At 46.9% G+C, this 21,701-nt stretch carries 21 protein-coding genes; 13 read left to right on the plus strand and 8 right to left on the minus strand.

Annotated elements, in window-relative coordinates:
• The first annotated feature begins 125 nt into the window (after positions 1–125).
• From coaE to Q4Q54_RS16585, 5 genes are all read left to right on the plus strand, one after another.
• Entirely contained in the window at positions 126–743 is a 618-nt protein-coding gene (gene coaE / locus Q4Q54_RS16565) for a dephospho-CoA kinase (protein ID WP_311989014.1), read from the plus strand.
• Positions 736–1,470 carry a cell division protein ZapD gene (gene zapD / locus Q4Q54_RS16570; protein ID WP_311989015.1) on the plus strand — a complete coding sequence of 245 codons (735 nt, stop codon included), beginning with the start codon at positions 736–738 and terminating at the stop codon, positions 1,468–1,470. Before coaE ends, zapD begins: the two co-directional genes overlap by 8 nt.
• Before the next feature lie 73 nt (positions 1,471–1,543).
• Positions 1,544–1,753 carry a DNA gyrase inhibitor YacG gene (yacG, locus tag Q4Q54_RS16575; protein ID WP_311989016.1) on the plus strand — a complete coding sequence of 70 codons (210 nt, stop codon included), beginning with the start codon at positions 1,544–1,546 and terminating at the stop codon, positions 1,751–1,753.
• Between the two features lie 77 nt (positions 1,754–1,830).
• The gene (gene mutT / locus Q4Q54_RS16580) at positions 1,831–2,223 is read left to right on the plus strand and encodes an 8-oxo-dGTP diphosphatase MutT (RefSeq protein ID WP_107402786.1); all 393 of its coding nucleotides are present in this window, start codon (positions 1,831–1,833) and stop codon (positions 2,221–2,223) included.
• 230 nt (positions 2,224–2,453) lie between these two features.
• The gene (locus Q4Q54_RS16585) at positions 2,454–2,990 is read left to right on the plus strand and encodes a thioredoxin family protein (protein ID WP_311989017.1); all 537 of its coding nucleotides are present in this window, start codon (positions 2,454–2,456) and stop codon (positions 2,988–2,990) included.
• Between the two features lie 64 nt (positions 2,991–3,054).
• Here the strand turns inward: Q4Q54_RS16585 and Q4Q54_RS16590 are convergent, their stop codons facing one another.
• Positions 3,055–3,981 carry an exopolyphosphatase gene (locus tag Q4Q54_RS16590; RefSeq protein ID WP_006084375.1) on the minus strand — a complete coding sequence of 309 codons (927 nt, stop codon included), beginning with the start codon at positions 3,979–3,981 and terminating at the stop codon, positions 3,055–3,057.
• The gene (gene rhlB / locus Q4Q54_RS16595; protein ID WP_311989018.1) at positions 3,982–5,298 is read right to left on the minus strand and encodes an ATP-dependent RNA helicase RhlB; all 1,317 of its coding nucleotides are present in this window, start codon (positions 5,296–5,298) and stop codon (positions 3,982–3,984) included.
• 152 nt (positions 5,299–5,450) lie between these two features.
• Here rhlB and trxA point away from each other — a divergent pair, with 152 nt between their 5' ends.
• Positions 5,451–5,777 (plus strand): thioredoxin TrxA, encoded by a 327-nt coding sequence (trxA, locus tag Q4Q54_RS16600; RefSeq protein ID WP_006083360.1) that lies wholly within the window; start codon positions 5,451–5,453, stop codon positions 5,775–5,777.
• A 209-nt stretch (positions 5,778–5,986) separates the two neighbouring features.
• Entirely contained in the window at positions 5,987–7,252 is a 1,266-nt protein-coding gene (rho, locus tag Q4Q54_RS16605) for a transcription termination factor Rho (RefSeq protein ID WP_006083361.1), read from the plus strand.
• A 53-nt stretch (positions 7,253–7,305) separates the two neighbouring features.
• Here rho and Q4Q54_RS16610 read toward each other — a convergent pair whose 3' ends face one another.
• Positions 7,306–8,232: a LysR family transcriptional regulator gene (locus Q4Q54_RS16610; protein ID WP_311989019.1), complete on the minus strand. Its 927-nt coding sequence runs from the start codon at positions 8,230–8,232 to the stop codon at positions 7,306–7,308.
• A gap of 134 nt (positions 8,233–8,366) precedes the next feature.
• Here Q4Q54_RS16610 and Q4Q54_RS16615 point away from each other — a divergent pair, with 134 nt between their 5' ends.
• Together Q4Q54_RS16615 and Q4Q54_RS16620 are read left to right on the plus strand one after the other, a co-directional pair.
• A complete protein-coding gene (locus Q4Q54_RS16615) occupies positions 8,367–9,389 on the plus strand; it encodes a zinc-binding alcohol dehydrogenase family protein (protein ID WP_311989020.1) in 1,023 nt (340 codons plus the stop codon).
• Positions 9,386–9,670: a putative quinol monooxygenase gene (locus tag Q4Q54_RS16620; RefSeq protein ID WP_006084381.1), complete on the plus strand. Its 285-nt coding sequence runs from the start codon at positions 9,386–9,388 to the stop codon at positions 9,668–9,670. Before Q4Q54_RS16615 ends, Q4Q54_RS16620 begins: the two co-directional genes overlap by 4 nt.
• A 48-nt stretch (positions 9,671–9,718) precedes the next feature.
• Here Q4Q54_RS16620 and Q4Q54_RS16625 read toward each other — a convergent pair whose 3' ends face one another.
• From Q4Q54_RS16625 to Q4Q54_RS16640, 4 genes are all read right to left on the minus strand, one after another.
• Positions 9,719–10,450, minus strand: a complete 732-nt coding sequence (locus tag Q4Q54_RS16625) for a fumarate reductase iron-sulfur subunit (RefSeq protein ID WP_311989021.1) — start codon at positions 10,448–10,450, stop codon at positions 9,719–9,721.
• Positions 10,450–12,456: a fumarate reductase flavoprotein subunit gene (locus Q4Q54_RS16630; protein ID WP_311989022.1), complete on the minus strand. Its 2,007-nt coding sequence runs from the start codon at positions 12,454–12,456 to the stop codon at positions 10,450–10,452. Before Q4Q54_RS16630 ends, Q4Q54_RS16625 begins: the two co-directional genes overlap by 1 nt.
• A 108-nt stretch (positions 12,457–12,564) precedes the next feature.
• Entirely contained in the window at positions 12,565–13,236 is a 672-nt protein-coding gene (locus Q4Q54_RS16635) for a fumarate reductase cytochrome b subunit (protein ID WP_300480132.1), read from the minus strand.
• Positions 13,237–13,408: 172 nt separating this feature from the next.
• Complete coding sequence (locus Q4Q54_RS16640) at positions 13,409–14,131, minus strand: fumarate reductase cytochrome b subunit (RefSeq protein WP_311906481.1); 723 nt, start codon at positions 14,129–14,131, stop codon at positions 13,409–13,411.
• 384 nt (positions 14,132–14,515) lie between these two features.
• On the opposite strand from Q4Q54_RS16640, the gene prmA reads away from it, so the two are divergent.
• The 3 genes from prmA to fis all read left to right on the plus strand — a co-directional run bounded on the left by prmA (position 14,516) and on the right by fis (position 16,862).
• Complete coding sequence (gene prmA, locus Q4Q54_RS16645; RefSeq protein ID WP_311891999.1) at positions 14,516–15,397, plus strand: 50S ribosomal protein L11 methyltransferase; 882 nt, start codon at positions 14,516–14,518, stop codon at positions 15,395–15,397.
• Positions 15,398–15,571: 174 nt separating this feature from the next.
• A complete protein-coding gene (gene dusB, locus Q4Q54_RS16650) occupies positions 15,572–16,540 on the plus strand; it encodes a tRNA dihydrouridine synthase DusB (protein WP_006083370.1) in 969 nt (322 codons plus the stop codon).
• A 16-nt stretch (positions 16,541–16,556) separates the two neighbouring features.
• The gene (gene fis / locus Q4Q54_RS16655) at positions 16,557–16,862 is read left to right on the plus strand and encodes a DNA-binding transcriptional regulator Fis (protein ID WP_006083371.1); all 306 of its coding nucleotides are present in this window, start codon (positions 16,557–16,559) and stop codon (positions 16,860–16,862) included.
• Between the two features lie 178 nt (positions 16,863–17,040).
• On the opposite strand, the gene Q4Q54_RS16660 is transcribed toward fis, so the two are convergent.
• On the minus strand, positions 17,041–17,922 hold the full coding sequence (locus Q4Q54_RS16660) for a hypothetical protein (RefSeq protein WP_311989023.1): 882 nt from the start codon (positions 17,920–17,922) through the stop codon (positions 17,041–17,043).
• Positions 17,923–18,111: 189 nt separating this feature from the next.
• Here Q4Q54_RS16660 and hsdR point away from each other — a divergent pair, with 189 nt between their 5' ends.
• Positions 18,112–21,675, plus strand: a complete 3,564-nt coding sequence (gene hsdR / locus Q4Q54_RS16665) for a type I restriction-modification system endonuclease (protein ID WP_311989024.1) — start codon at positions 18,112–18,114, stop codon at positions 21,673–21,675.
• The last annotated feature ends 26 nt before the right edge of the window (positions 21,676–21,701 follow it).

The raw sequence follows: 21,701 nt of genomic DNA on the forward strand, positions 1-21,701 counted from the left end.
GGAACGTTCGCAAGCTCACTCACTGAACGCTTCGCTTACCGTAAGGGCGAAGCCCGTTCCGTAGACTGTAAGGACGAAGTCCGTCCTAGCAGCGTAGCGCCCTTCATAGCTTTTAAGAGAGTTTTATGTCCAAATTTGTTGTTGGCCTTACTGGCGGCATAGGTAGCGGTAAAACGACTGTTGCCAATTTATTCGCCGCAGAAGGGATTACCTTAGTCGACGCTGATATCATTGCCCGCGACGTTGTCGCTCAGGGTTCAAAAGGACTTGAGGCCATTGTTAGCCATTTTGGCATTGAGATGTTAACGCCTGAGGGTGAACTCGATCGCGCCAAGTTGCGGCAGCGGATATTTAGCCATCCTGAAGAGCGCGAATGGCTAAACCAACTATTACACCCCATGATCCGCCAAGAAATGCTCACGCAGATAGAAAAAGCGACCTCTGCCTATGTAATTATGGTCGTGCCCTTGCTATTTGAGAACGGGTTAGATAGGTTAGTCAATCGGACTTTAGTGGTGGATATTTCACCTGAGTTGCAAATAAATCGCACCGTAAAACGTGACAATGTTGATGCATCTCAAGTTAATAACATCATTAGTAGCCAATGTAGTCGCAGCGAAAAACTCGCTAGAGCCGACGACATTATTGATAATCAAGGAGAGATATCAACCTTAAAACGAGAGGTGCAAGCATTGCATCAGCGCTATTTACAACTTTCTGGTACTGATAACGCCCATGACTGAATTAGTTTACGAACAGCCCTTAAACGAGAAAATTCGCAGCTACTTGCGGCTCGAATACCTCGATAAACAGCTGCAAAGTAATCTAAATCATGACCACCAACATAGATGTTTTTATCCGCTGTTTTCCCTCTGTGAGCTATCCGAACGCTGTGATTATCGTAATGAAGTATTAAAAGATATTGAGCGGCACTTGCTGCAACTCAGCAAATGGCAAGAATTAGATCACGTCGACCACCAGCAAATCGACCTTTATATCAATGCCCTCACCCAAGCCCGCGAACCGTTGCAAAAGCCCGACCGCTTCGGCAGCCAACTAAAACAAGACAGATTCATTTCCGCACTAAGACAACGCTTTGGCATGCCGGGCGCCTGCTGCAACTTCGATCTGCCACAATTGCATTATTGGCTAGCAAAGCCTTGGGAAGAAAAACAGCACGATTATCGCACTTGGATAGCGCATTTCGAACCTTTACTCACCCCCATCACACTATTACTCCAACTAACTCGTAGCACGTCCCATTACGACAATGCCGTTGCCCACGCAGGCTTTTATCAAGGTGACAGTGCCCAAGCACTTGCTTTGGTGCGAGTCAAAGTCGATGCCTCCCACGGGTGTTATCCTACGATTAGCGGCCATAAAAACCGTTTTGCCATCCATTTTGTGCAGTTTGAACAACAACGCCACTCCGACCGTTCGATTGATTTCTTACTGGCTACCTGTGCATGAAGCCTTTACACTAATGGCCTGAAAGACATTAGTATTGGCGGCCGCTGTATCGCCGTTAACCAAGAGAACAATTATGCCATTGACCGTTAACTGCCCTATCTGCAAAGCCCCTGTCGAGTGGGTGCCACAATCTGCATTTAAACCTTTTTGCAGCGAGCGCTGTAAGCTCATCGACCTCGGCGATTGGGCGTCAGAAAAGCATGTCATCCCAGTGAAGGCCGAATTTGATCCCGAAGCAGTTGATGAATTTGATCTCGATGAAGGCGACTTTTTTAAAGAATAATGCGAAGCGCTAACAGCTCAGCTTACGCTCATCGCAACGATTAATTTGCCCAACTCTCTACTCAATAGATAAATATTATGACTAAACGCATCCATGTCGCCGTCGGCATTATTACTAACTCGGCCGGTGAAATTCTGTTGGCAAAACGCCCAGACCATTTACATCAAGGTGGGAAATGGGAATTTCCTGGCGGCAAAGTTGAGGCGGGCGAAACGGTCACTCAAGCGCTGATCCGTGAACTCAAAGAGGAAGTTGCACTCGATGTCACCGATAGTCAGCCATTTATGGCGCTGAGTTTCGATTATCCCGATAAACAAGTGCTACTCGATATCCATTCGGTCACTGAGTTTAACGGCACAGCCCAAGGCCTCGAAGGTCAGCTTATCGCTTGGGTCACTAAAGCCGATTTAATTAATTATGACTTCCCCGAGGCTAACAAGCCTATTTTAGAAAAAATTCTCGCTCAGTAATCGAGCCATCTACCTCATTATTTCAATGCGCTCTATCCCCGAATCGCAATTCGGGGATGAACTTTTTCAATGCCTTAACTCCGAAAACTATGCAATCCTGTGATCGTTAAGCTTATAGATATTAGCAATGCGTGATCTAGCTTGCAGCAAATCAATGATCCGCTTTAATCGCATCAAGAATAATGTTTGAATCAAGCTTCATTCTTTCTCTTCGATTTTAAGGGCGCATCATGCACAATAACGTTAAGGCATTCATAGCCACTACTGCCTTATTTTTTAGTTGTCAGGTACTAGCCAATGGTGGCTGTGGATTTGAAGAACAACAACAGGGCTTAATTGCGACCTGCAGCGAGGAGAAACAAGAAGTGATTTTAACTGGCATAGTAGAAGCACAACATTTAGTCACAGATCTCAATGAGTTTGCCGAAGGGTATAAAAGCTACCAGGTCGACACTGCGGCAATCACTCCGCTTAAAAGCGTCACCGAACCAACTGAAATTATTGTGATCATTGGTACTTGGTGTCCAGATTGTCACCGTGAAACACCGCGCTTTATCCGTATCATGGAAGACGTCGCCAATCCCAATATCAAAGTGACCTATATTGGTGTCGACCGGACGAAGAAAGATCCCGAAGGCTTAGCTGCCAAATACGACTTTACCCGTATTCCAACCTTTATTGTGCTACAGCAAGGTAAAGAAGTTGGCCGTATCGTAGAGCGCCCAACCGTTTCCTTAGAGAAAGATCTCGCCGATTTATTGAAATAAGCGACGCAGTACACAATAAAGGCCGCATAGCGGCCTTTGGTTTTTATCATGTTTCAATAAAATATTAGCTCGCTTCGTCAATAATTCGCTGCGCGAGCATCACTAAAACACCTTCACGTAATGCGCCGCCAGATAAGGCTAAATGCTCTATCCCCAGCAACTCAAACAAAGCCAATAAAATAGCGACACCCGCTGCAAAAGTCGGTGCTCGCTCGCTACAAAGCCCAGCGATCCCCGTTAAGCCAATGTCTTCTTGTGCGAGAATTTCAGCCTTCAGCAGAGTGAGCACATCGAGCGTTATCGTTTCAGATAAGCCACGGTGAAGCAGGACTTCAACCACAGATTGCACCGCGCCAGAGGCGCCAACAACACAATGCCAGCCTAGATCGCGTAGCGTTTGTCTATGCTCAGCTAATGCGGTTAGCACTTGCTGCTTAGCATCATCAAAATCTAACTGCTGCAGCGGTAAGCTACTAAAAAATTGGCGATTATAAGTCACGCTACCAAAGGGCAAACTGGTTTTGAACAACACTTGATGCCCATCACCGATAATAAACTCAGTACTCGCCCCGCCGATATCTATCACTAAACGGCGCCCTTGACCACAGGTGGTTGCCACCATGCCTTGATAGATAAGCTCAGCTTCACGCATGCCTGAGATGATTTCAATTGGATGACCAAGGAGTGGCAATGCACGCCGATTAAACTCATCGGCATTACTGATACTGCGAAGGGTTGCAGTAGCAATCACAGCAACATGATTTGCTTCAATCTTATGTTGCACCAACATTTGGGCAAACATACTCAAACAGTCGAGGCCGCGCTGCATCACGTCATGGCTTAAGTTGCCATCGTCGCCTATACCTTCGGCGAGCCTCACCTTGCGTTTATATTTCGCAATAATATGCGGCTGACCACCACGAGTTTTGGCGATCAGCATATTAAAACTGTTTGAGCCTAATGTTATAGCGGCATAAGCGGGTGTTGGCATTTACGAATGTCTACGTGTCCTATCATGACGAGGAGGGCGAGCACCACTGCGCTGCGCACCTGGACGACTTGTCCCAGAACGATCACGCAGGTTTCGAGTGCCGCTCGGGTGTTTACGGTGGATCTTCGCTGGCGTTGGAATATCGGCCAATAAAGCTTCACTGTCGTAATTACTCACTGGAATCGAATGATTAATATAGCTTTCGATTGCTGGCAAGTTCAACGCGTACTCTTCACAGGCAAAGCTTATCGACATGCCCTTATTACCCGCACGACCCGTACGACCGATTCGGTGCACATAGTCTTCACAATCATCAGGTAAATCATAGTTATACACGTGTGAAACGTCAGAAATATGTAAACCGCGAGCCGCAACATCGGTAGCAACCAATATATCTAATTGGCCACTGGTAAACTGCTCAAGAATACGAATACGTTTTTTCTGTGGCACATCACCCGTTAACAAACCCACGCGATGTCCATCACCTTCAAGCCAAGACCAAAGCGTTTCACAGCTGTGCTTAGTGTTAGAGAAAACGATGGCCTTTTCTGGCCAATCTTCTTCAATCAAGGTCAGCAACAAACGCATCTTCTCTTCTTGCGAAGGATAGAAGATTTCTTCTTTGATGTTTTTAGAGGTTTTTTCTTCAGGAGTGATTTCGACTTTAACTGGCTCGTTCATATGATCGTAAGCCAGCTCTTGCACTTTCATCGACAAGGTTGCCGAAAATAGCATATTAAGACGTTGATTTGCCTCAGGCATACGTCTAAACAAGAAGCGGATATCTTTGATAAAACCTAGATCGAACATACGATCGGCTTCATCTAATACTACAGCCTGAATCGAATTCAGACCGATAATGCCTTGGCGAACGTAGTCGATAATTCGACCCGTAGTACCAATCAAGATATCAACACCTTGATCTAATACTTTACGCTGCACATCGTAACTTTCGCCGCCATAAACAATACCCACCTTTAAGTGAGTGTGTTTAGCGAGTAAAATCGCATCTTTAGCAATCTGAATCGCCAGTTCGCGAGTCGGAGCCATAATGATGGCGCGGGGCTGATTAATCAGTCGACCTTCAGGTACGGGAGTCGATAATAAGTGATTAAAAGTGGCGACCAAAAAGGCCATTGTCTTGCCAGTGCCCGTTTGTGCTTGACCAGCGATATCTTTTGATTGAAGTAATACAGGCAGTGATAACGCCTGGATCGGCGTACAAAATTCGAAGCCATTCTCGGCAAGGGCCTGTTTAACCTCAGGATGTAGAGGTAGGTCGGCAAACCTTTGGGTAGATAGATGTGTTTCGCTCATAGCGCAAGCTTACCTGTTGAGGTTGCAATAAGATACTCGATCGTTTGAAATAGCCACATTGTAAAAAGGTAACTTGAAAAGCTATTTTTCAGCCCCAATATACATGGTAAGCCATTAACAAACCAGCAATGGCACCCAAACTGGAGAACATCATGAGCGATAAAATTATATACTTGAGTGACGACAGCTTCGAAAACGACGTATTAAAGTCTGATTTGCCAGTATTGGTAGACTTCTGGGCCGAGTGGTGTGGTCCTTGTAAAATGATCGCTCCAATTTTAGACGATGTGTCTGAAGAATATGCAGGCCGCGTGACTATCGCTAAATTAAACGTTGACCAAAACAATGTTTCTCCAGCGAAATATGGCGTTCGTGGCATCCCAACTTTACTGTTATTCAAGAACGGCGAATTAGCCGCAACTAAAGTTGGCGCACTCTCAAAAACGCAATTAAAAGAGTTTATCGACGCGCAAATCTAATTTGATGTGGTAATGAGTGACCTCCGGCACAAGCTATAAATTAATTGTGCCGGAATTTCCCTAAATTTCTGGACGCCCCGCTTTGTTAGTGCTACTTTAATAACCAGATTCTTTCTAATAACCTCTTCTCGCTCGTCAATCACTATCCTGAATTACATCCTTACTGATTGATCGCGGTAAGCTTTGTCGCGTAACACAAGACCCCCAAAATGAACTTAACTGAATTAAAAGACACGCCGATTTCTGACCTAGTCTCGCTAGCTGAAAATATGAAGCTCGAAAATATGGCCCGCGCTCGCAAGCAGGACATTATTTTCTCAATCCTTAAAGCCCACGCAAAAAGTGGAGAAGACATTTTCGGCGGTGGGGTATTAGAAATACTCCAAGACGGTTTCGGCTTCTTACGCAGCTCAGACGGTTCTTATTTAGCTGGTCCAGATGACATCTATGTCTCACCAAGCCAAATTCGCCGCTTCAACATGCGAACGGGTGATACCATTTTTGGTAAAATTCGCCCACCGAAAGAAGGCGAGCGTTATTTTGCCCTATTGAAAGTCAACGAAGTTAACTTCGATAAACCAGAAAACTCCCGTAATAAAATCCTCTTTGAAAACTTAACCCCACTCCACGCAGAAGAACGTATGCGTATGGAGCGTGGCAACGGCTCAACTGAAGATATTACCGCACGTATTCTGGATTTATGCTCACCGATTGGTAAAGGTCAACGTGGTTTGATCGTTGCACCACCCAAAGCCGGTAAAACGCTATTACTTCAAGGTATTGCTCAGAGTATCAGCTACAACAACCCAGAAGTGGTGTTGATGGTATTGTTGATCGACGAACGCCCAGAAGAAGTGACCGAGATGCAACGCCTCGTTAAAGGCGAAGTAATCGCATCAACCTTCGATGAGCCAGCCAGCCGTCACGTTCAAGTTGCCGAAATGGTGATTGAAAAAGCCAAACGCTTGGTTGAACACAAGAAAGACGTGGTTATCCTACTCGATTCTATTACTCGTCTAGCCCGTGCCTATAACACTGTTATCCCGTCATCGGGCAAAGTGTTAACCGGTGGTGTGGATGCAAACGCCCTGCATCGTCCAAAACGCTTCTTCGGTGCGGCACGTAACATCGAACACGGCGGCAGCTTGACCATTATCGCCACTGCTTTGGTTGATACCGGTTCTAAGATGGACGAAGTGATCTACGAAGAATTTAAAGGTACAGGTAACCAAGAACTGCATCTGTCACGTAAAGCGGCAGAAAAGCGTGTGTTCCCTGCCATTGACTTCAACCGCAGTGGTACGCGTCGTGAAGAAAAACTCACGACTCAGGAAGAACTGCAAAAAATGTGGATCCTGCGTAAGATTTTAAATCCTATGGATGAAGTCAGCGCAATGGAATTCTTAATCGACAAATTGGCTATGACCAAGACTAACGAAGAATTCTTTACCGCCATGAAACGCGCTAAGTCTTAATCTCAGCGAGTCGCTAAAAAGCCGCATCATGCGGCTTTTTTGTTTTTTGAATCCTAAGGTTTTTGCACAGCCAGTATTTTACCTAAGCTTTTACTCAAAGCCTGTGCGCGCTGCCGCAACATTTCCCGCAGCAACAAGACAACAGGCGTCACATGCTCGCGTCCTGGGCACACTAAGTACAAATCGACTGGCTCACCTTGATACTCAGGCAACAATCGTACTAACCGCCCTGAAATTAAGTCATCGGCCAGATCTAGACTCGACTTAAAGACCAACCCTTTACCAGCCACAGCCCAACGGCGAGCAATTTCCGCATCGTTAGCACTACGATTGCCCGTGACACGCACTTTATATTCTTGGCCGTCGCGCCTAAATTGCCATTGATCGTGCGTTCGCTCATCTAACTTATAAAACAAGCAATTATGCTCAACTAATTGTTCTAGTGAATCTGGTACACCAAACTCGGCCAAATATTCTGGCGAGGCGCACAGGACACGATCAACACTGCAGATAGGGAAAGCAACTTGGTTAGAATCCTGCGGTTTGCCATAACGCACAGCGACATCAATTTTATCGTGATAAAAGCTGCTGATATTGTCGCCAAGGTGCAAGCGCACTTGTAGCTGCGGGAAATCGAGCAAGAACTCATCGAGCCAAGGCACAAACAGATTACGACCAAAATCCGAAGAAACCGACAGGCTTAAGGTGCCGGATATCTTACCTTTATCACTGGCGATGGCTTGCTCGCCGAGCGCTAAATCGCTTAGCGCACGTCGACAATGAATAAGATAACGCTCACCTTGTACAGTCAAACGTAAGCTGCGGGTCGTGCGGATAAATAAGCTAGTATCAAGCTGTTTTTCAAGCCGTTTTATTGCGGCACTGGCAGAAGCGGCGGAGATATCCATCTCGGCCGCAGCGGCAGAAATGTTGCCACAATCGGCGACCCGCACGAACAAAGCTAAATCATTAATCAACATGATTATCAAAAATCCTTTGAAAAAATTACAAACTTTACCCTGTTTATCTCTTGGCTAATATTCCACACAATGGCCACTCGATACAAGTACACTCAAACAAATCGACCCCAGCCTGTACATCCAGAGGAATAAACATGAAAGCCATTGGTTACCAAACTGCAGGTGCAATCACAGCACCCAATGCATTAGAAGACATCACGTTAGCCGAACCGACGGCGACAGGTTTTGACCTCTTGGTGGAAGTCAAAGCCATTTCCGTCAATCCGGTCGACACTAAAATCCGCGCATCCAGCTCGGCGCCAGCGGGCGAATATAAGATCATCGGCTGGGATGCGGTCGGTGTCGTCAAAGCAGTTGGCGAAAACGTCAGCCTTTTCAACGTCGGCGATGAAGTGTGGTACGCGGGCGATATTAGCCGCAGCGGAAGTTATGCCCAATATCAATTGGTTGATGAACGAATTGTCGGCCATAAACCTAAGAGTCTAACCTATGCCCAAGCGGCGGCATTACCCTTAACCGGAATTACAGCATGGGAGATTCTATTCGACCGCTTAGGTTTGCCCCAAGATGGTTCGGCAACTGACGCCCGTATTTTAATTATCGGCGCGGCAGGTGGCGTTGGCTCTATCATCACTCAGCTGGCGGTAAAACTCACAGGGGCAGAGGTGATAGGCACTGCCTCTCGCCCAGAATCCGCCGCTTGGGTGCAACAGCTCGGCGCCGATGCGGTCATAGACCACACTAAATCACTCTCGGGCGAACTTGCCAATATTGGCATTGCTGATGTGACCCATGTGATTAGCTTGACCCAAACTGATCAACACTTCGATGAGATCGTACAAGTGCTTAAGCCACAAGGGAAACTGGCGTTAATCGATGATCCTAAAGGCCCATTAGATGTGATGAAACTCAAGCGTAAGAGTCTGTCATTGCATTGGGAGCTGATGTTTACCCGCAGCCTGTATCAAACCGAAGATATGGTAGCCCAGCATCACTTACTCAATCGCTTAAGTGCCCTTATCGATACAGGCGAGTTACAGAGTACGTTCGGTGAGCACTACGGCACCATTAATGCCCAAAACTTAATCAAGGCCCACACTCTGATTGAGTCAGGCAAAGCCATAGGTAAAATTGTTTTGGAAGGTTTTAACCAATGAAAATAACGGTATTTGCCCAAATCATAGCGAATCAAGGCCAAAGCGACGCGCTATTTAAGATACTCAAGCAACTCGTGACCGACACGCATACCGAGGCTGGCTGCATCGAATACAAACTGCATCACTCATTGGATGATGAAAATATCTTTTGGATGTACGAAATTTGGCAATCCCAAGCGGCATTGGATGAGCATATGGCGAGTGCGCATTTCCAAGCATTTGTCGCCCAAACGGCAGACTTAATCAGTCGAGCTGACATCCATAAAAGCTACGCCTGTTAATCAATAAAAAGCGCCAAACGAGTTGGCGCTTTCATTTTTCATAATGAATTAAATCAAAGTCATGGCCATCTTACGGCGTAAATAGGCGATTTGCTGCATGTGTGGTAAATCCTTAGGACAGTTGTCTTGGCAGCCGAGTAAGGTCATACAACCAAACACCCCATCTTGATTACCGATCACATTGTAAAAATCCTCGGCACTGCGCGCATCACGGCTGTCCATTTCAAAACGGGCGATTTTCATCATGCCCACAGCGCCGACAAAAGTTTCACGCATTTGTTTGGTCGCACAAGCTGAAACACACACGCCGCACTCAACGCAGCGCTCAAGCTCATACAGGCGCGCAGCTTCGTCTGGATCCATTGGATCTTCGAGGCGATGCACGCTGATGTCATTGGCCTTAGGGTGTAACCACAGCTTTAAGCGTTCGGCCAATTCCCGCATAAACTTACCGGTATTGACTGATAGGTCGCCAATCAACTCAAAGCCTGGCAGCGGCATTAGAGTGATTTCGCCCTTAGGATATTTGGCGGTTAAGGTACGACACGCTAACGTCGGGAAACCGTTAATCACCATAGCGCAACTGCCACAAATGCCCGCACGACAAACAAAGTCGAACTGCATCGAGGTATCTTGCTCTTCCCTGAGTTTATTGAGGGCGATAAAGACCGTCATCCCCGGCGTTTCAGTCAGCTGATATCGCACCATTTTGGGCTTATCGTTTGGCTCCTGCGGATCATAACGAAAGATATTAAAGGTTAACTGACGACCTTGGCTCATTATGATTTTTCTCCTAACGCATTGGCGGACGGGCTTTTTAAAGTATCACTTAAACGTTCATTATTAGGTTGTAAGCTTTCGGGTAATTCAAAGGGCATAAGTGCCCGCTGGCGTTGATAACGGTCAGCATCATCGCCTAACTCGGCTAAAATATTGGCAATCTGCTGTTCACGTTTTGCGGTATCGGGATGCACTATGGCGTTGTTAATACCATAGCCACGATAACCCGGAGGGAGTTCCATCTTCATTACATCGATCGCTTCGTAATTAAGCACAGGTTCGAGCGCATCGGGATCCGGCCAACTGGCTAAGGTACGATTTAGCCAATCGCGGTCATTGCGCTGCGGAAAATCCTCGCGAGCATGGGCACCACGACTTTCGGTTCGTGCCGCTGCGCCGCAGGCCACAGTCAGCGCGACTTTGAGCATGCGCTTGACCCGCAGGGCTTCGACCAGCTCAGGATTGGCGTGACGCTTCTTACACTTAAGCCCAAGTTTACGCGAACGTTCGAGCAGCACTTTAAGTTCAGCGACCGCCTTATCAAGCTCGGGACCATTACGGAAAATCCCCACATAATCCATCATGATGCGCTGCATTTCACGTTTGAGGGCAAAGGCGCTCTCGTGGCCATCACCTTCGATCAGCAGATCAATTTCACTCTGCACCTGCTGCATAAAGCGTTCTGCAAGCTGAGTGTCAATCTCAAGGCTATTGTTCTCACAGAAATCGGCGACATATTTACCGATAATCATGCCGCCAACCACGGTTTCGGCCAACGAGTTACCGCCTAAACGGTTAAAGCCATGCATATCCCAACACGCCGCTTCGCCGACGCTAAACAAGCCTTTAAGCTGCGGGCTTTCACCCGTAGCATTGGTTCGAATGCCGCCCATGGAATAATGCTGCGTTGGCCGTACTGGGATCCAATCCTTAGCGGGATCGATACCGAGGAAGTTCTCACAAATTTCCTGCACTTCCCTTAGGTTAGTTTCGATGTGTTTGCGACCCAGAAGGGTAATATCCAGCCACAAATGCGGTCCATAGGGGCTATCAACGCCCTTCCCTTTCCGTATGTGTTCTGTCATGCGGCGCGATACCACATCCCGCGATGCCAACTCTTTTTTATCGGGCTCATAGTCTGGCATAAAACGGTAACCGTCTTTATCGCGCAATAAGCCGCCATCACCACGGCAGCCTTCCGTGGTTAAAATGCCCACGGGCACGATAGCAGTCGGATGGAATTGTACCGCTTCCATATTGCCAAGGGTGGCAACGCCGGTTTCTAGCGCGAGCGCTTGGCCAATACCTTCGCAGATAATCGCATTGGTCGACACTTCATAAATTCGGCCATATCCGCCAGTGGCGATGGTGGTGGACTTAGCCACATAAGCCCTGAGTTCACCCGAAATCAAACAGCGAGCGATTACCCCATGGCAGCGCTTACCATCGTGAATAAGTGCCAAAGCTTCGATACGTTCATGGACGGGAATATCCATAGAAATCGCTTTGTTATCCATAGCATACAACAGCGAGTGACCCGTACCGTCGGCCGTGTAGCAAGTGCGCCATTTTTTTGTGCCACCAAAGTCACGGGCGTTAATTAGTCCATGGGCTTCCTGCGCCTCATGCAAGGTCACTTTTTGCGCGTTAACGATCACATCTCTTGGGCCAGCACTCACCCTCGACCAAGGCACGCCCCACGTCGCCAATTCACGCACCGCCTTAGGTGCACAGTGAGCAAACATCCGCGCGACATCTTGATCGCAGCCCCAATCAGAACCTTTTACCGTATCTTGAAAATGCACGTCTTCATCATCGCCCATGCCTTTTACGGCATTGCCTAAGCTCGCCTGCATGCCGCCTTGGGCAGCTGCAGAGTGGGAACGTTTTGCAGGAATGAGTGACAGAACTAAGGTATCGAGTCCACGTTCTTTGGACGCGATGGCGACCCTTAAGCCAGCAAGTCCGGCACCTACCACCAATGAATCGGTATAAATCAGTTTCACGCCTGCTCCTTAATCGGGTCATTTATTCTTATGTAGTTTGCGGTGTTCGACATTCTATTCACGATTAGCTTATTCATTGATTTACTTATTCATTGATTGCCGGCGGAATTAACTCGCATGGGGTAAAAATGCCAACAGTGAAGCTATGCCTACTGTGATAAATAGCACGCTCACAATGGTTTTGATCTTACGTAATCGACTGCGGCTATTGAGATCCCGCGCCGCGCCCCATTTCAAAGCCACACGGTAAATACCAATCGCCGCATGTAACTCCACAGTAAGCAGCAACGGCAGGTAAACCATCCACACACCTTGGTTCCAAATACGGTCGGCGCTCCCTTGGGGGCCAATGGTTTCGGGGGCTGAGCCAATAAGCCACAGATGCACAGGCAACAGCAGTAAAATCACCACACCGGTAATGGCTTGCCAGCGCCACAGACGCGTATCACTGTGGTTGATCACTTGCATTTGCTGCCGCAATGCCCTTTGCTGGCGCAAACTCATGGGTAACTTTTGCAGCGCAACTAATACATGCACTAACGCAAGAGCCGCGATGCCCATTGCAATACCCGTCACCACCCAGGGATAACCGTGGCCATCGTCGGAAAGAAAACTCAGCTCCATAGTGCGCGCCACCCAATTCATGGCATCGCTACCCAGTAAAATCGATGACACTAAGACTAAGTGGGTCCACAGAAAAACCGCGAGGATGACGCCAGACAAGCTCTGACTTAAATCCAGCCAAGCACTCCATTTTTTAATAGTTAGTTTGATCGCCATCCTCTCGCCTCATACCGTTGACCTTATCGAGCCAATCTCATTAAGTCTTACTGCAAATTAATATCGCTCACATATCCACACGAAAACGTGAGCCAGATCAATTGAGTGCTGAATAATTAACCTAACGCTTAAATAATAGCAGTGAAACAAAATCCTGCTGCCGGCTCAAAACCTACTCAGGCACGAAAGGCTGTACAGGAATACCCAGCTCACTGCCGATAAATAGATATGAAACTAGGCTCGCAGTACCAAGGCATAGCAAGTAAATAATCAGCACCTTGGCGAATTTTCGCAGGCCTGAGCGTTTGGTGGTTATGCCCCACTTTACCGCGACGCGATACAGGCCAATCATGGCGTGCACAACCACAGCAGGCAGCAACAGCACATACAGCAACCAAGCATTATCGTGATACACCCGCTCAGCCGATAAATGCGGGCCAATTTCAGGATTCAAAATCATAGTGAAGAGGTGAACTGGGACGAGGAAAAATAAAATAAAGCCGGTGATCAGTTGCCAAAACCACGCATGGGTGTCCTTGTGGTTGATACTACCCATGTGCAAGCGCAGGGCGCGCCATTGCCCGAGCTGCGCGGGAAAACGCCGCAGTGCTACCGCCGCATGCACTATCACCACCAATAGCATAAACACTGAAAACACTTTAGTAACTATGGGGAAACCGTGTCCTGTGCTGCTGAACATGCCACCTTCAAGCAACTGCACCACACGATAAAAGGCCTCTTTTCCCAGCAAAATGCTCGACTCAAAATGCATATGCAGCAATAAAAAGCTGCCGAGCATAATCCCAGTCGCACTCTGTAGCCTATCAGCCTTTGCTGACCAAGGATGACCTTGCGATGTACTCACCCTATTGTGAACTCGAGTTATGCTTGTCATCTTGGATTCACCTATGTCGTTTGTCGTTGGCACCTCTTGGCAAACTACACCATAGCAGTAACGCAGATCCGGCTTCAGCATCACAGATTTAAAGCGTGAGCCAACTCACCTGATTGAGTGCAACTCTTAGAACAAGATCACAAAAAACGCACCAAACCAAACAAAGGTAAAACCAATTAACCAATATATTTCATGGTGTTATACAAAAAATTAAAACTGACAATTCGCTTTCCAGCACCAATCGATGCGTGTTCGCTAACACTTTGTCTACGCAGACAAAAACGCTACACCGCGATAGTCAGTCGCAGAACCTTAAGCCATGGTTTACAATAGCGCGATATTTTGAACCCTTAGCGTTTGCACACTCAGCCACAGGATGCCCCCATGCCTTGGATCCAACTCCGAATCAACACCAATAGCGATGACGCTGAAACCATCAGCGACTTGCTCATGGAAGAAGGCTCAGTCTCTATCACCTTTGAAGATGGTAAAGACACCCCTATTTTTGAACCTAAACTGGGCGAAACCCCACTGTGGCGCGATACCGTTGTCGTTGCCTTATTCGATGCAGAAACCGATCTGACACCGACCATCGCCATGCTGAAAACCTTGCCTTTTCTCGGTGAGAACTTCAGCCATAAAGTCGAACAAATTGAAGATAAAGACTGGGTACGCGAATGGATGGATAACTTCCACCCCATCCAATTCGGCACGCGTTTGTGGATCTGCCCAAGCTGGCGCGAGATCCCCGATCCAACCGCAGTCAATGTGATCCTCGATCCCGGTCTTGCCTTCGGCACAGGCACTCACCCTACGACTGCATTGTGTTTAGAATGGTTAGACAGCTTAGATTTAAGCAATGAGGAAGTGATCGACTTTGGCTGTGGCTCTGGCATCTTAGCCGTAGCCGCACTGAAACTGGGCGCGAAAAACGTCACAGGTATCGATATCGACTATCAAGCCATCGACGCTTCACGTGCTAATGCCGAGCGCAATGATGTCGCCGACAAGCTAGCCTTGTACTTACCAGAAGATCAACCCGCCAATCTCAAAGCCGACGTACTGGTCGCCAACATTCTTGCCGGCCCACTGCGTGAATTAGCGCCTTTGATCGCAGAACGCGTAAAAACCGGTGGCAAACTTGCCCTTTCCGGTCTCCTCAAAGAACAAGCCCAAGAAATCTCTGACTTTTATAGCCAATGGTTCGATATGGACGCAGCGGCTCACAAAGAAGATTGGAGCCGCTTGACAGGCAAGCGTAAATAGCGCTAAAGGGTGGCGCAACATGCGCCACCGCTGGCTTCCAACTATTTAGCCTCTGACTTCTCGCCGATTAAAAGTCAAGAAAAAAAATTACCTCTAGGTCATTTATTGACCTTTTCACGGCCAACAAAAAGGGCTACTATAGCGCCCCTTTGAAGAGCTAAGGTGAAACATAAAATGCAGATTGGACCCTATCAACTGAACAATCAGCTGATCGTGGCACCAATGGCAGGTGTCACCGATCAAGCTTTCCGTAATCTTTGTCTTCGTTATGGCGCAGCCCTAGCGGTTTCCGAGATGCTTTCATCCAATCCTGAGGTTTGGGATACAGATAAAAGCCGCCAGCGCATGACGCATTCTGGCGAGGAAGGCATCCGCTCAGTGCAAATTGCAGGAGCCGATCCTGATTTAATGGCGCAAGCCGCGTTGTTCAATGTTGAACAAGGCGCTCACATCATTGATATCAATATGGGTTGCCCCGCGAAAAAAGTGAATAAAAAGCTGGCTGGCTCAGCGCTGATGCAAAACCCGCCGCTGGTAAAAGAAATTTTACAAGCCGTGGTCGCCGCAGTGAATGTGCCCGTCACGTTAAAGATTCGCACCGGCTGGGAGCCAGAACACAAGAATGGTGTTCAAATCGCCCAGATTGCCCAAGATTGTGGCATCGCCTCGCTCGCCGTTCACGGTCGCACGAGACAATGTATGTACAGAGGCGACGCTGAGTACGACACGATCAAAGCAATCAAACAGAATGTCTCGATTCCTGTCGTCGCTAATGGGGATATCGACAGTCCGGAGAAAGCCCGCTTTGTGCTGGAATACACCGGTGCCGATGCCTTGATGATAGGACGGGGTGCTCAAGGACGGCCTTGGATTTTCAGAGAAATCCAGCACTACTTGGAAACGGGTAATAAGCTAGCGCCCATTGAGGTTGCCGAACAGCGTCAAGTGATGCTGGAACACCTCACCAAACTGTATGATTTGTATGGTGAATACAAGGGTATCCGCTTCGCCAGAAAACATATGGGATGGTACCTAGACCAAGAAGCTCAGCGCCAATTTAGGGCTGACTTTAATCGGCTGGAAACCGCTGCAGAACAGTATTCCCTCGTGGAATGTTATTTTGATGAATTAGTACAGAATTAATAAAGAGCAGAATAGAATGTTTGATCAGACAACTAACACAGAAGTTCACCAGCTTACCGTTGGCAAAATCGAAACCGCAAACGGCACTATCAAGCCCCAGTTATTACGTGACGCAGTAAAGCGTGCCGTAACTAACTTCTTCGCACAGTTGGACGGTCAGGAAGCACAAGAAGTTTATGAAATGGTGCTAAGCGAAGTTGAAGCGCCTCTGCTTGACATCATCATGCAACACACTCGTGGCAACCAAACCCGCGCAGCAAACATGCTAGGTATCAACCGTGGTACTCTGCGTAAAAAATTGAAAAAATACGGCATGAACTAATCCGTAAGGATTAAACTGTTGTATTAAAAAGAAAAAGCCTGAAGAAATTCAGGCTTTTTTGCTATTTAATACACACATAGTTACACACAGTCAAAATCATGCTTGGTTTGTCATTCATCTCACGTTAACTGGTGCTCCTCCCCAATACCAGGCACTTGACTCCATCTAGACACCAAAATCAATAAACAACTCCATATACGCCCGTAGCACAACTTTGGCAGGTATCATCATCGAACATATGCCCTGCATTCATAGACTCATTACAGTGCTTACACTTTCCACGGGCAATCTTACTATCGTGGATAGCTTTTGCTGCAGACTTAACCTGTCGCGGTGTAGAACTAAGAGCCATTTTTCGTTGAATAACCCATTCAAAGCTCGGTTCATGCGGATGCGGCCAAGTGATTAAACCAATGGAGATGGCTATGTAATCGTTAAATATATCGATACTTATATCCTTATTATATAAGGAGCTTGTTACTTTATCAGATAGAACATCAAAGTGTTGTTCCACAAACCTGCCGCAAGCGCTGTAGGCACATGTGGCCGTTCCATCTTGAGACTTAAAATTGGCATCAATTAATTTATTGCACTTAGTGCAGATAAAGAATGCTGGTGACTGGTCTATTGCCCGCGTTACCGCTTTTAGACTGTGCGTTAACCTTTTAGGGTTCACGCCAATTTTTTTGTGGATTAGCTTATCAAAATAACCATTATTACACCGGACATGTGCTGTTACGATGAAATCCTCATCAAGATGAACGGTATAAATAGGTCTATTAGGTAACGTAATCGACCCCTTTAGAGAAAGGTCATCGCAATCGAGTGTAGGGGACTCTCTCACTTTGCTGTTCTTCGTTTCAGAGCCGTAAATGTGATACGAATGCCACTCAAAAGATTTGAAAGGACTGCCTATCTCATCAAGCAGTGCCATTGTTTCTATTGGTATTATTAAATCCATTAAAACCAGATAACGGTTAATTAAATCCGGACGCCCAGTAAAGCAGATGGCGTTTTGATCTAGCAGTGATTCAATAGTTGGAATGCAATCGAGATCCATGTCGTCTTCCATGTGACAAAATAAAGCTGTTGATTAAACGCATTCTAACCAAAGCACCGAAACAGTGTTAGCGAGAGTTTTCAACTCGTACCAATAATGAGTGGGTTAACAACTTCTAAACTTAACTGGTGATTAAACTGTTTGTAAAAGATATGATTACATTGAAAATAATCGCGCTACGAGGGAATGATGGCATTAGACACACAAAGTCAGAGTACTGAAAAGGACTCTGCTAACTTTAGTTTTCTCAAACCATACGACCCTATTTTTATCGATTTGGCCAGCAGTGCTGAACGTGCGTTTACCAGCGATCCCAACACCACCTTAATTAAGCTGCGCCAGTTAGGTGAAGCGATGGCGCAAGATATTGCGGCTCGGTGCGGCATAGAGTTTGATGACAAAACGACTCAAGCAGATTTACTCTTCAAAATTAATCGTGAGTTAACCTTAGAACCTGTGGTCCGCCAGTTATTTCATGCCTTAAGGATTGAAGGCAATAAAGCAACTCACCAATTTCGAACCCAACATAAAGAAGCATTAGAAGGCTTAAAGCTTGCTCGTAGCCTAGCGATTTGGTTCCATTATACATTTGGCGATCAAAAGACCGCATTTAAAGCTGGCCCGTTTGTCCCACCTGAAGATCCCAGTAAGCAACTGCAAGAGTTACAAACTCAAATTGAATTATTGCGTAGCGAACTTAACGATAACCACCAGCAATTAGCAGATAATCAGCAATTAACAACATTACTGGCCCGTGAGAAAGAAGAGTACGCGGTATTAGCTGAGCAAATGGATGCAGAGGCGCGAGCGTTGTCAAAGTTGGCCGCGCAGCATGAGCAAGCTCTCGTAGAGCAAAAGCATCAATTCGAATTACGCATTAAAGCGCTACAAGCTGAATTAGTACTGCTTGCTCAAGTCGATAACCAAGCGGCGACAAAAAACAAGAAACAACTTAGTCAGCAAGCGAGTAAAGCGGGTAATCACATTGAGTTAAGCGAAGAGTTAACTCGAGTGCTGATTGATCAGCAACTAAATGAGGCCAAGTGGATAGCGGATACCCAAAGGTTGGATTACCGCAAAGGCGCTCGGCCTGAAAAAGGTAAAAACCTCGCGATTGCAGAGTGGCCAACATGGCATAAAGGCCGCGCTGATTATGTCCTATTTTGCGGCTTAGTCCCCGTTGCTGTGGTGGAAGCAAAAAAAGAAAACACCAACGTTGCCGGTAAAATTTCCCAAGCCGAGCGTTACTCCAAAGGCTATAAACTGATAGCGCCTCAACAAGGTGCATGGGAAATTGAGGGACGCACCGTTGCATGGGCCGATGACGCAGACGGCCATTACCATATACCCTTTGCCTACTCCTGTAATGGCCGCGAGTTTAGTAAGCAACTGGCGGAGTTATCAGGCACTTGGTTTCGCGATACCCGTAAACCCAGTAACACCAAGCGGGCGCTACAACAGTTTCATTCGCCTGATGGCCTGCTTGATAAATTAAAGCGCAGCCGCGAAGCCGCCGAGCAAAAACTTCAACAGGAAGGCTTTGATTACCTCGGCCTGCGCGATTATCAGCAAAAAGCTATCGCAGCTGTTGAGTCGGCTTTAGCGCAAGATAACACTCAGTGTCTGCTGGCAATGGCCACAGGTACAGGCAAAACCCGCACTATTATTGGTTTGATGTATCGATTTTTAAAGGCCGAGCGTTTTAGGCGTATCTTGTTCCTTGTTGATAGAACCGCCTTGGGTGAGCAAGCGTGCGACTCCTTTGATGAAGCCAAGCTTGAACAAAACAAAGTGCTGTCGTCTATCTACAATATTGCCGAGCTTGGCGACATGAAAAGTGCAGCCGAAACTCGCATTCAAGTCGCGACAGTACAGGCCATGGTTAAACGGATTTTTATGTCGGATAACCCGCCCCCGCTGGACGAGTTTGACTGCATTATTGTCGATGAAGCGCACAGAGGTTATGCCTTAGATCAGCAAATGACCGAAGGTGAACTTGCCACTCGCGATGCCAGCCAATATCTGTCCAGTTACCGTCGGGTGCTCGATTACTTTGATGCGGTGCGTATTGGCTTAACCGCAACGCCTGCCAAGCATACAAGTGAGATTTTTGGTAAACCCGTTTACACCTACAGTTACCGTGAGGCCGTTGCCGATGACTGGCTTATCGACCATGAGCCACCGATCCGCTATGAAACGCTGTTAAACAAACACGGCATTAAGTTTGAAAAAGGCGAAACCGTCACCTCCATCAACACCCAAACCGGTGAAATTGAAACGGCCGATTTAGAAGACGAATTAAAGTTCGATGTTGAATCCTTTAATAAAAGAGTGATTACTGAGTCGTTTAATGAAGTCATCTGCCAAGAATTAATCAAAGAGTTAGACCCTTTTGGCGATGAGAAAACCATGATTTTTTGTGCAACCGATGTGCATGCAGACATGGTAAAACGCTTATTAGATAAAGCCTTTCTTGAGATGTATGGCGATGACTACAATCAAGCGGCTGTGGCTAAAATCACCGGTCAAAGTGATAAAGTCAGCCAGTTGATACGCCAATATAAAAACGAGCGTTACCCTAATATCGCCATTACTGTTGACCTATTATCAACCGGTATCGATGTGCCTAAGATTTGTCATTTAGTGTTTTTACGTCGGGTCAAATCACGCATTCTGTACGAACAAATGATGGGCCGTGCCACTCGCCGCTGTGACGACATAGGTAAAACGGCTTTTAAGATTTATGATCCGGTTGATATTTACAGCGCGCTTGAAGCCGTTAACACTATGAAGCCGATAGTGAAAGATCCTAACATTACCCTTGAGCAGCTGGTAGACGAGTTAACTGACGATACCTTTTTAGAGCGCGCCCTTAATGCCCCTGGTGAACAAGTCGGTTCAGGTTCAGGGACAGATAGTCACACCAATAGCCATGCCCACGACGTGCTTAATCAACTTGGGCAGAAAGTGATGCGGGTGATGCGAAAAGCGACTAAAAAAGCCGAAAATAAGCCAGAGCTTAAAGCCAAGCTTGAGCAACTTGAAGAGTTATGGGGCGTAGCACCAGCGAAACTCCACCAGCATCTACATCAAATTGGCCCCAGAGAGGCGGCACAATTTTTTAAGCAGCACCAAAGTTTGATTAATCAGTTAGCCGAAGTCCGTTATCTGGTGGGTAGCGACAATATGCCGATCATCTATGAAGGGCGTGATGAGTTCATAGAGCGTCAGCAAAATTATGGTATACACGAAAAACCCGCTGATTATCTTGAAAGCTTCAGTCACTTCATTAAGCAAAACATTAACCAATCAGCAGCCTTGTCCGTGGTGGTAAATCGACCTAAAGATCTCACCCGAGCTCAGCTAAAAGAGGTCAAATTACTGCTTGATGAGGCAGGCTATAGCGAAGCCCACTTGCAAAGTGCGTGGCGTAAAAACACCAACCAAGATATCGCCGCCAGTATTATCGGCTATATTCGCCAAGCCGCATTGGATGAGGCCTTAGTCCCCTTTGCCCAGCGGGTGAACAACGCCATGCAACGCATTTACAGCGAACATGATTGGAACCCAAACCAACGTAAGTGGCTAGACCGTCTAGCAAAACAATTGGTGCATGAGGCTGTGATTGATAAAGCCTTTGTGAATAATCGTTTTGCCAGTGACGGTGGTGCCAAACGCTTTAACAGTGTACTCAATGACCAACTCGATACCATTTTAGACGAGCTCAATGCCTACCTGTGGCAAGTGGGTTAGTGGGCAAGTAAGCTATCGAGCAGTGT

This window comes from Shewanella sp. SP2S2-4 (assembly GCF_031932025.1).
GTDB classification, from domain to species: Bacteria; Pseudomonadota; Gammaproteobacteria; order Enterobacterales; family Shewanellaceae; genus Shewanella; species Shewanella baltica.

Bases quoted from the DNA above. Each gene is read 5' to 3' on its own strand.
- Q4Q54_RS16625 (WP_311989021.1), bottom strand. From the start codon at position 10,450: ATGAGCCAAGGTCGTCAGTTAACCTTTAATATCTTTCGTTATGATCCG.
- rhlB (WP_311989018.1), bottom strand. From the start codon at position 5,298: ATGAGCGAAACACATCTATCTACCCAAAGGTTTGCCGACCTACCTCTA.
- prmA (WP_311891999.1), top strand. From the start codon at position 14,516: ATGCCTTGGATCCAACTCCGAATCAACACCAATAGCGATGACGCTGAA.
- yacG (WP_311989016.1), top strand. From the start codon at position 1,544: ATGCCATTGACCGTTAACTGCCCTATCTGCAAAGCCCCTGTCGAGTGG.
- rho (WP_006083361.1), top strand. From the start codon at position 5,987: ATGAACTTAACTGAATTAAAAGACACGCCGATTTCTGACCTAGTCTCG.
- hsdR (WP_311989024.1), top strand. From the start codon at position 18,112: ATGGCATTAGACACACAAAGTCAGAGTACTGAAAAGGACTCTGCTAAC.
- Q4Q54_RS16615 (WP_311989020.1), top strand. From the start codon at position 8,367: ATGAAAGCCATTGGTTACCAAACTGCAGGTGCAATCACAGCACCCAAT.
- trxA (WP_006083360.1), top strand. From the start codon at position 5,451: ATGAGCGATAAAATTATATACTTGAGTGACGACAGCTTCGAAAACGAC.
- Q4Q54_RS16635 (WP_300480132.1), bottom strand. From the start codon at position 13,236: ATGGCGATCAAACTAACTATTAAAAAATGGAGTGCTTGGCTGGATTTA.
- fis (WP_006083371.1), top strand. From the start codon at position 16,557: ATGTTTGATCAGACAACTAACACAGAAGTTCACCAGCTTACCGTTGGC.
- Q4Q54_RS16590 (WP_006084375.1), bottom strand. From the start codon at position 3,981: ATGCCAACACCCGCTTATGCCGCTATAACATTAGGCTCAAACAGTTTT.
- coaE (WP_311989014.1), top strand. From the start codon at position 126: ATGTCCAAATTTGTTGTTGGCCTTACTGGCGGCATAGGTAGCGGTAAA.
- Q4Q54_RS16610 (WP_311989019.1), bottom strand. From the start codon at position 8,232: ATGTTGATTAATGATTTAGCTTTGTTCGTGCGGGTCGCCGATTGTGGC.
- mutT (WP_107402786.1), top strand. From the start codon at position 1,831: ATGACTAAACGCATCCATGTCGCCGTCGGCATTATTACTAACTCGGCC.
- Q4Q54_RS16585 (WP_311989017.1), top strand. From the start codon at position 2,454: ATGCACAATAACGTTAAGGCATTCATAGCCACTACTGCCTTATTTTTT.
- Q4Q54_RS16640 (WP_311906481.1), bottom strand. From the start codon at position 14,131: ATGACAAGCATAACTCGAGTTCACAATAGGGTGAGTACATCGCAAGGT.
- Q4Q54_RS16660 (WP_311989023.1), bottom strand. From the start codon at position 17,922: ATGGATCTCGATTGCATTCCAACTATTGAATCACTGCTAGATCAAAAC.
- Q4Q54_RS16620 (WP_006084381.1), top strand. From the start codon at position 9,386: ATGAAAATAACGGTATTTGCCCAAATCATAGCGAATCAAGGCCAAAGC.
- zapD (WP_311989015.1), top strand. From the start codon at position 736: ATGACTGAATTAGTTTACGAACAGCCCTTAAACGAGAAAATTCGCAGC.
- dusB (WP_006083370.1), top strand. From the start codon at position 15,572: ATGCAGATTGGACCCTATCAACTGAACAATCAGCTGATCGTGGCACCA.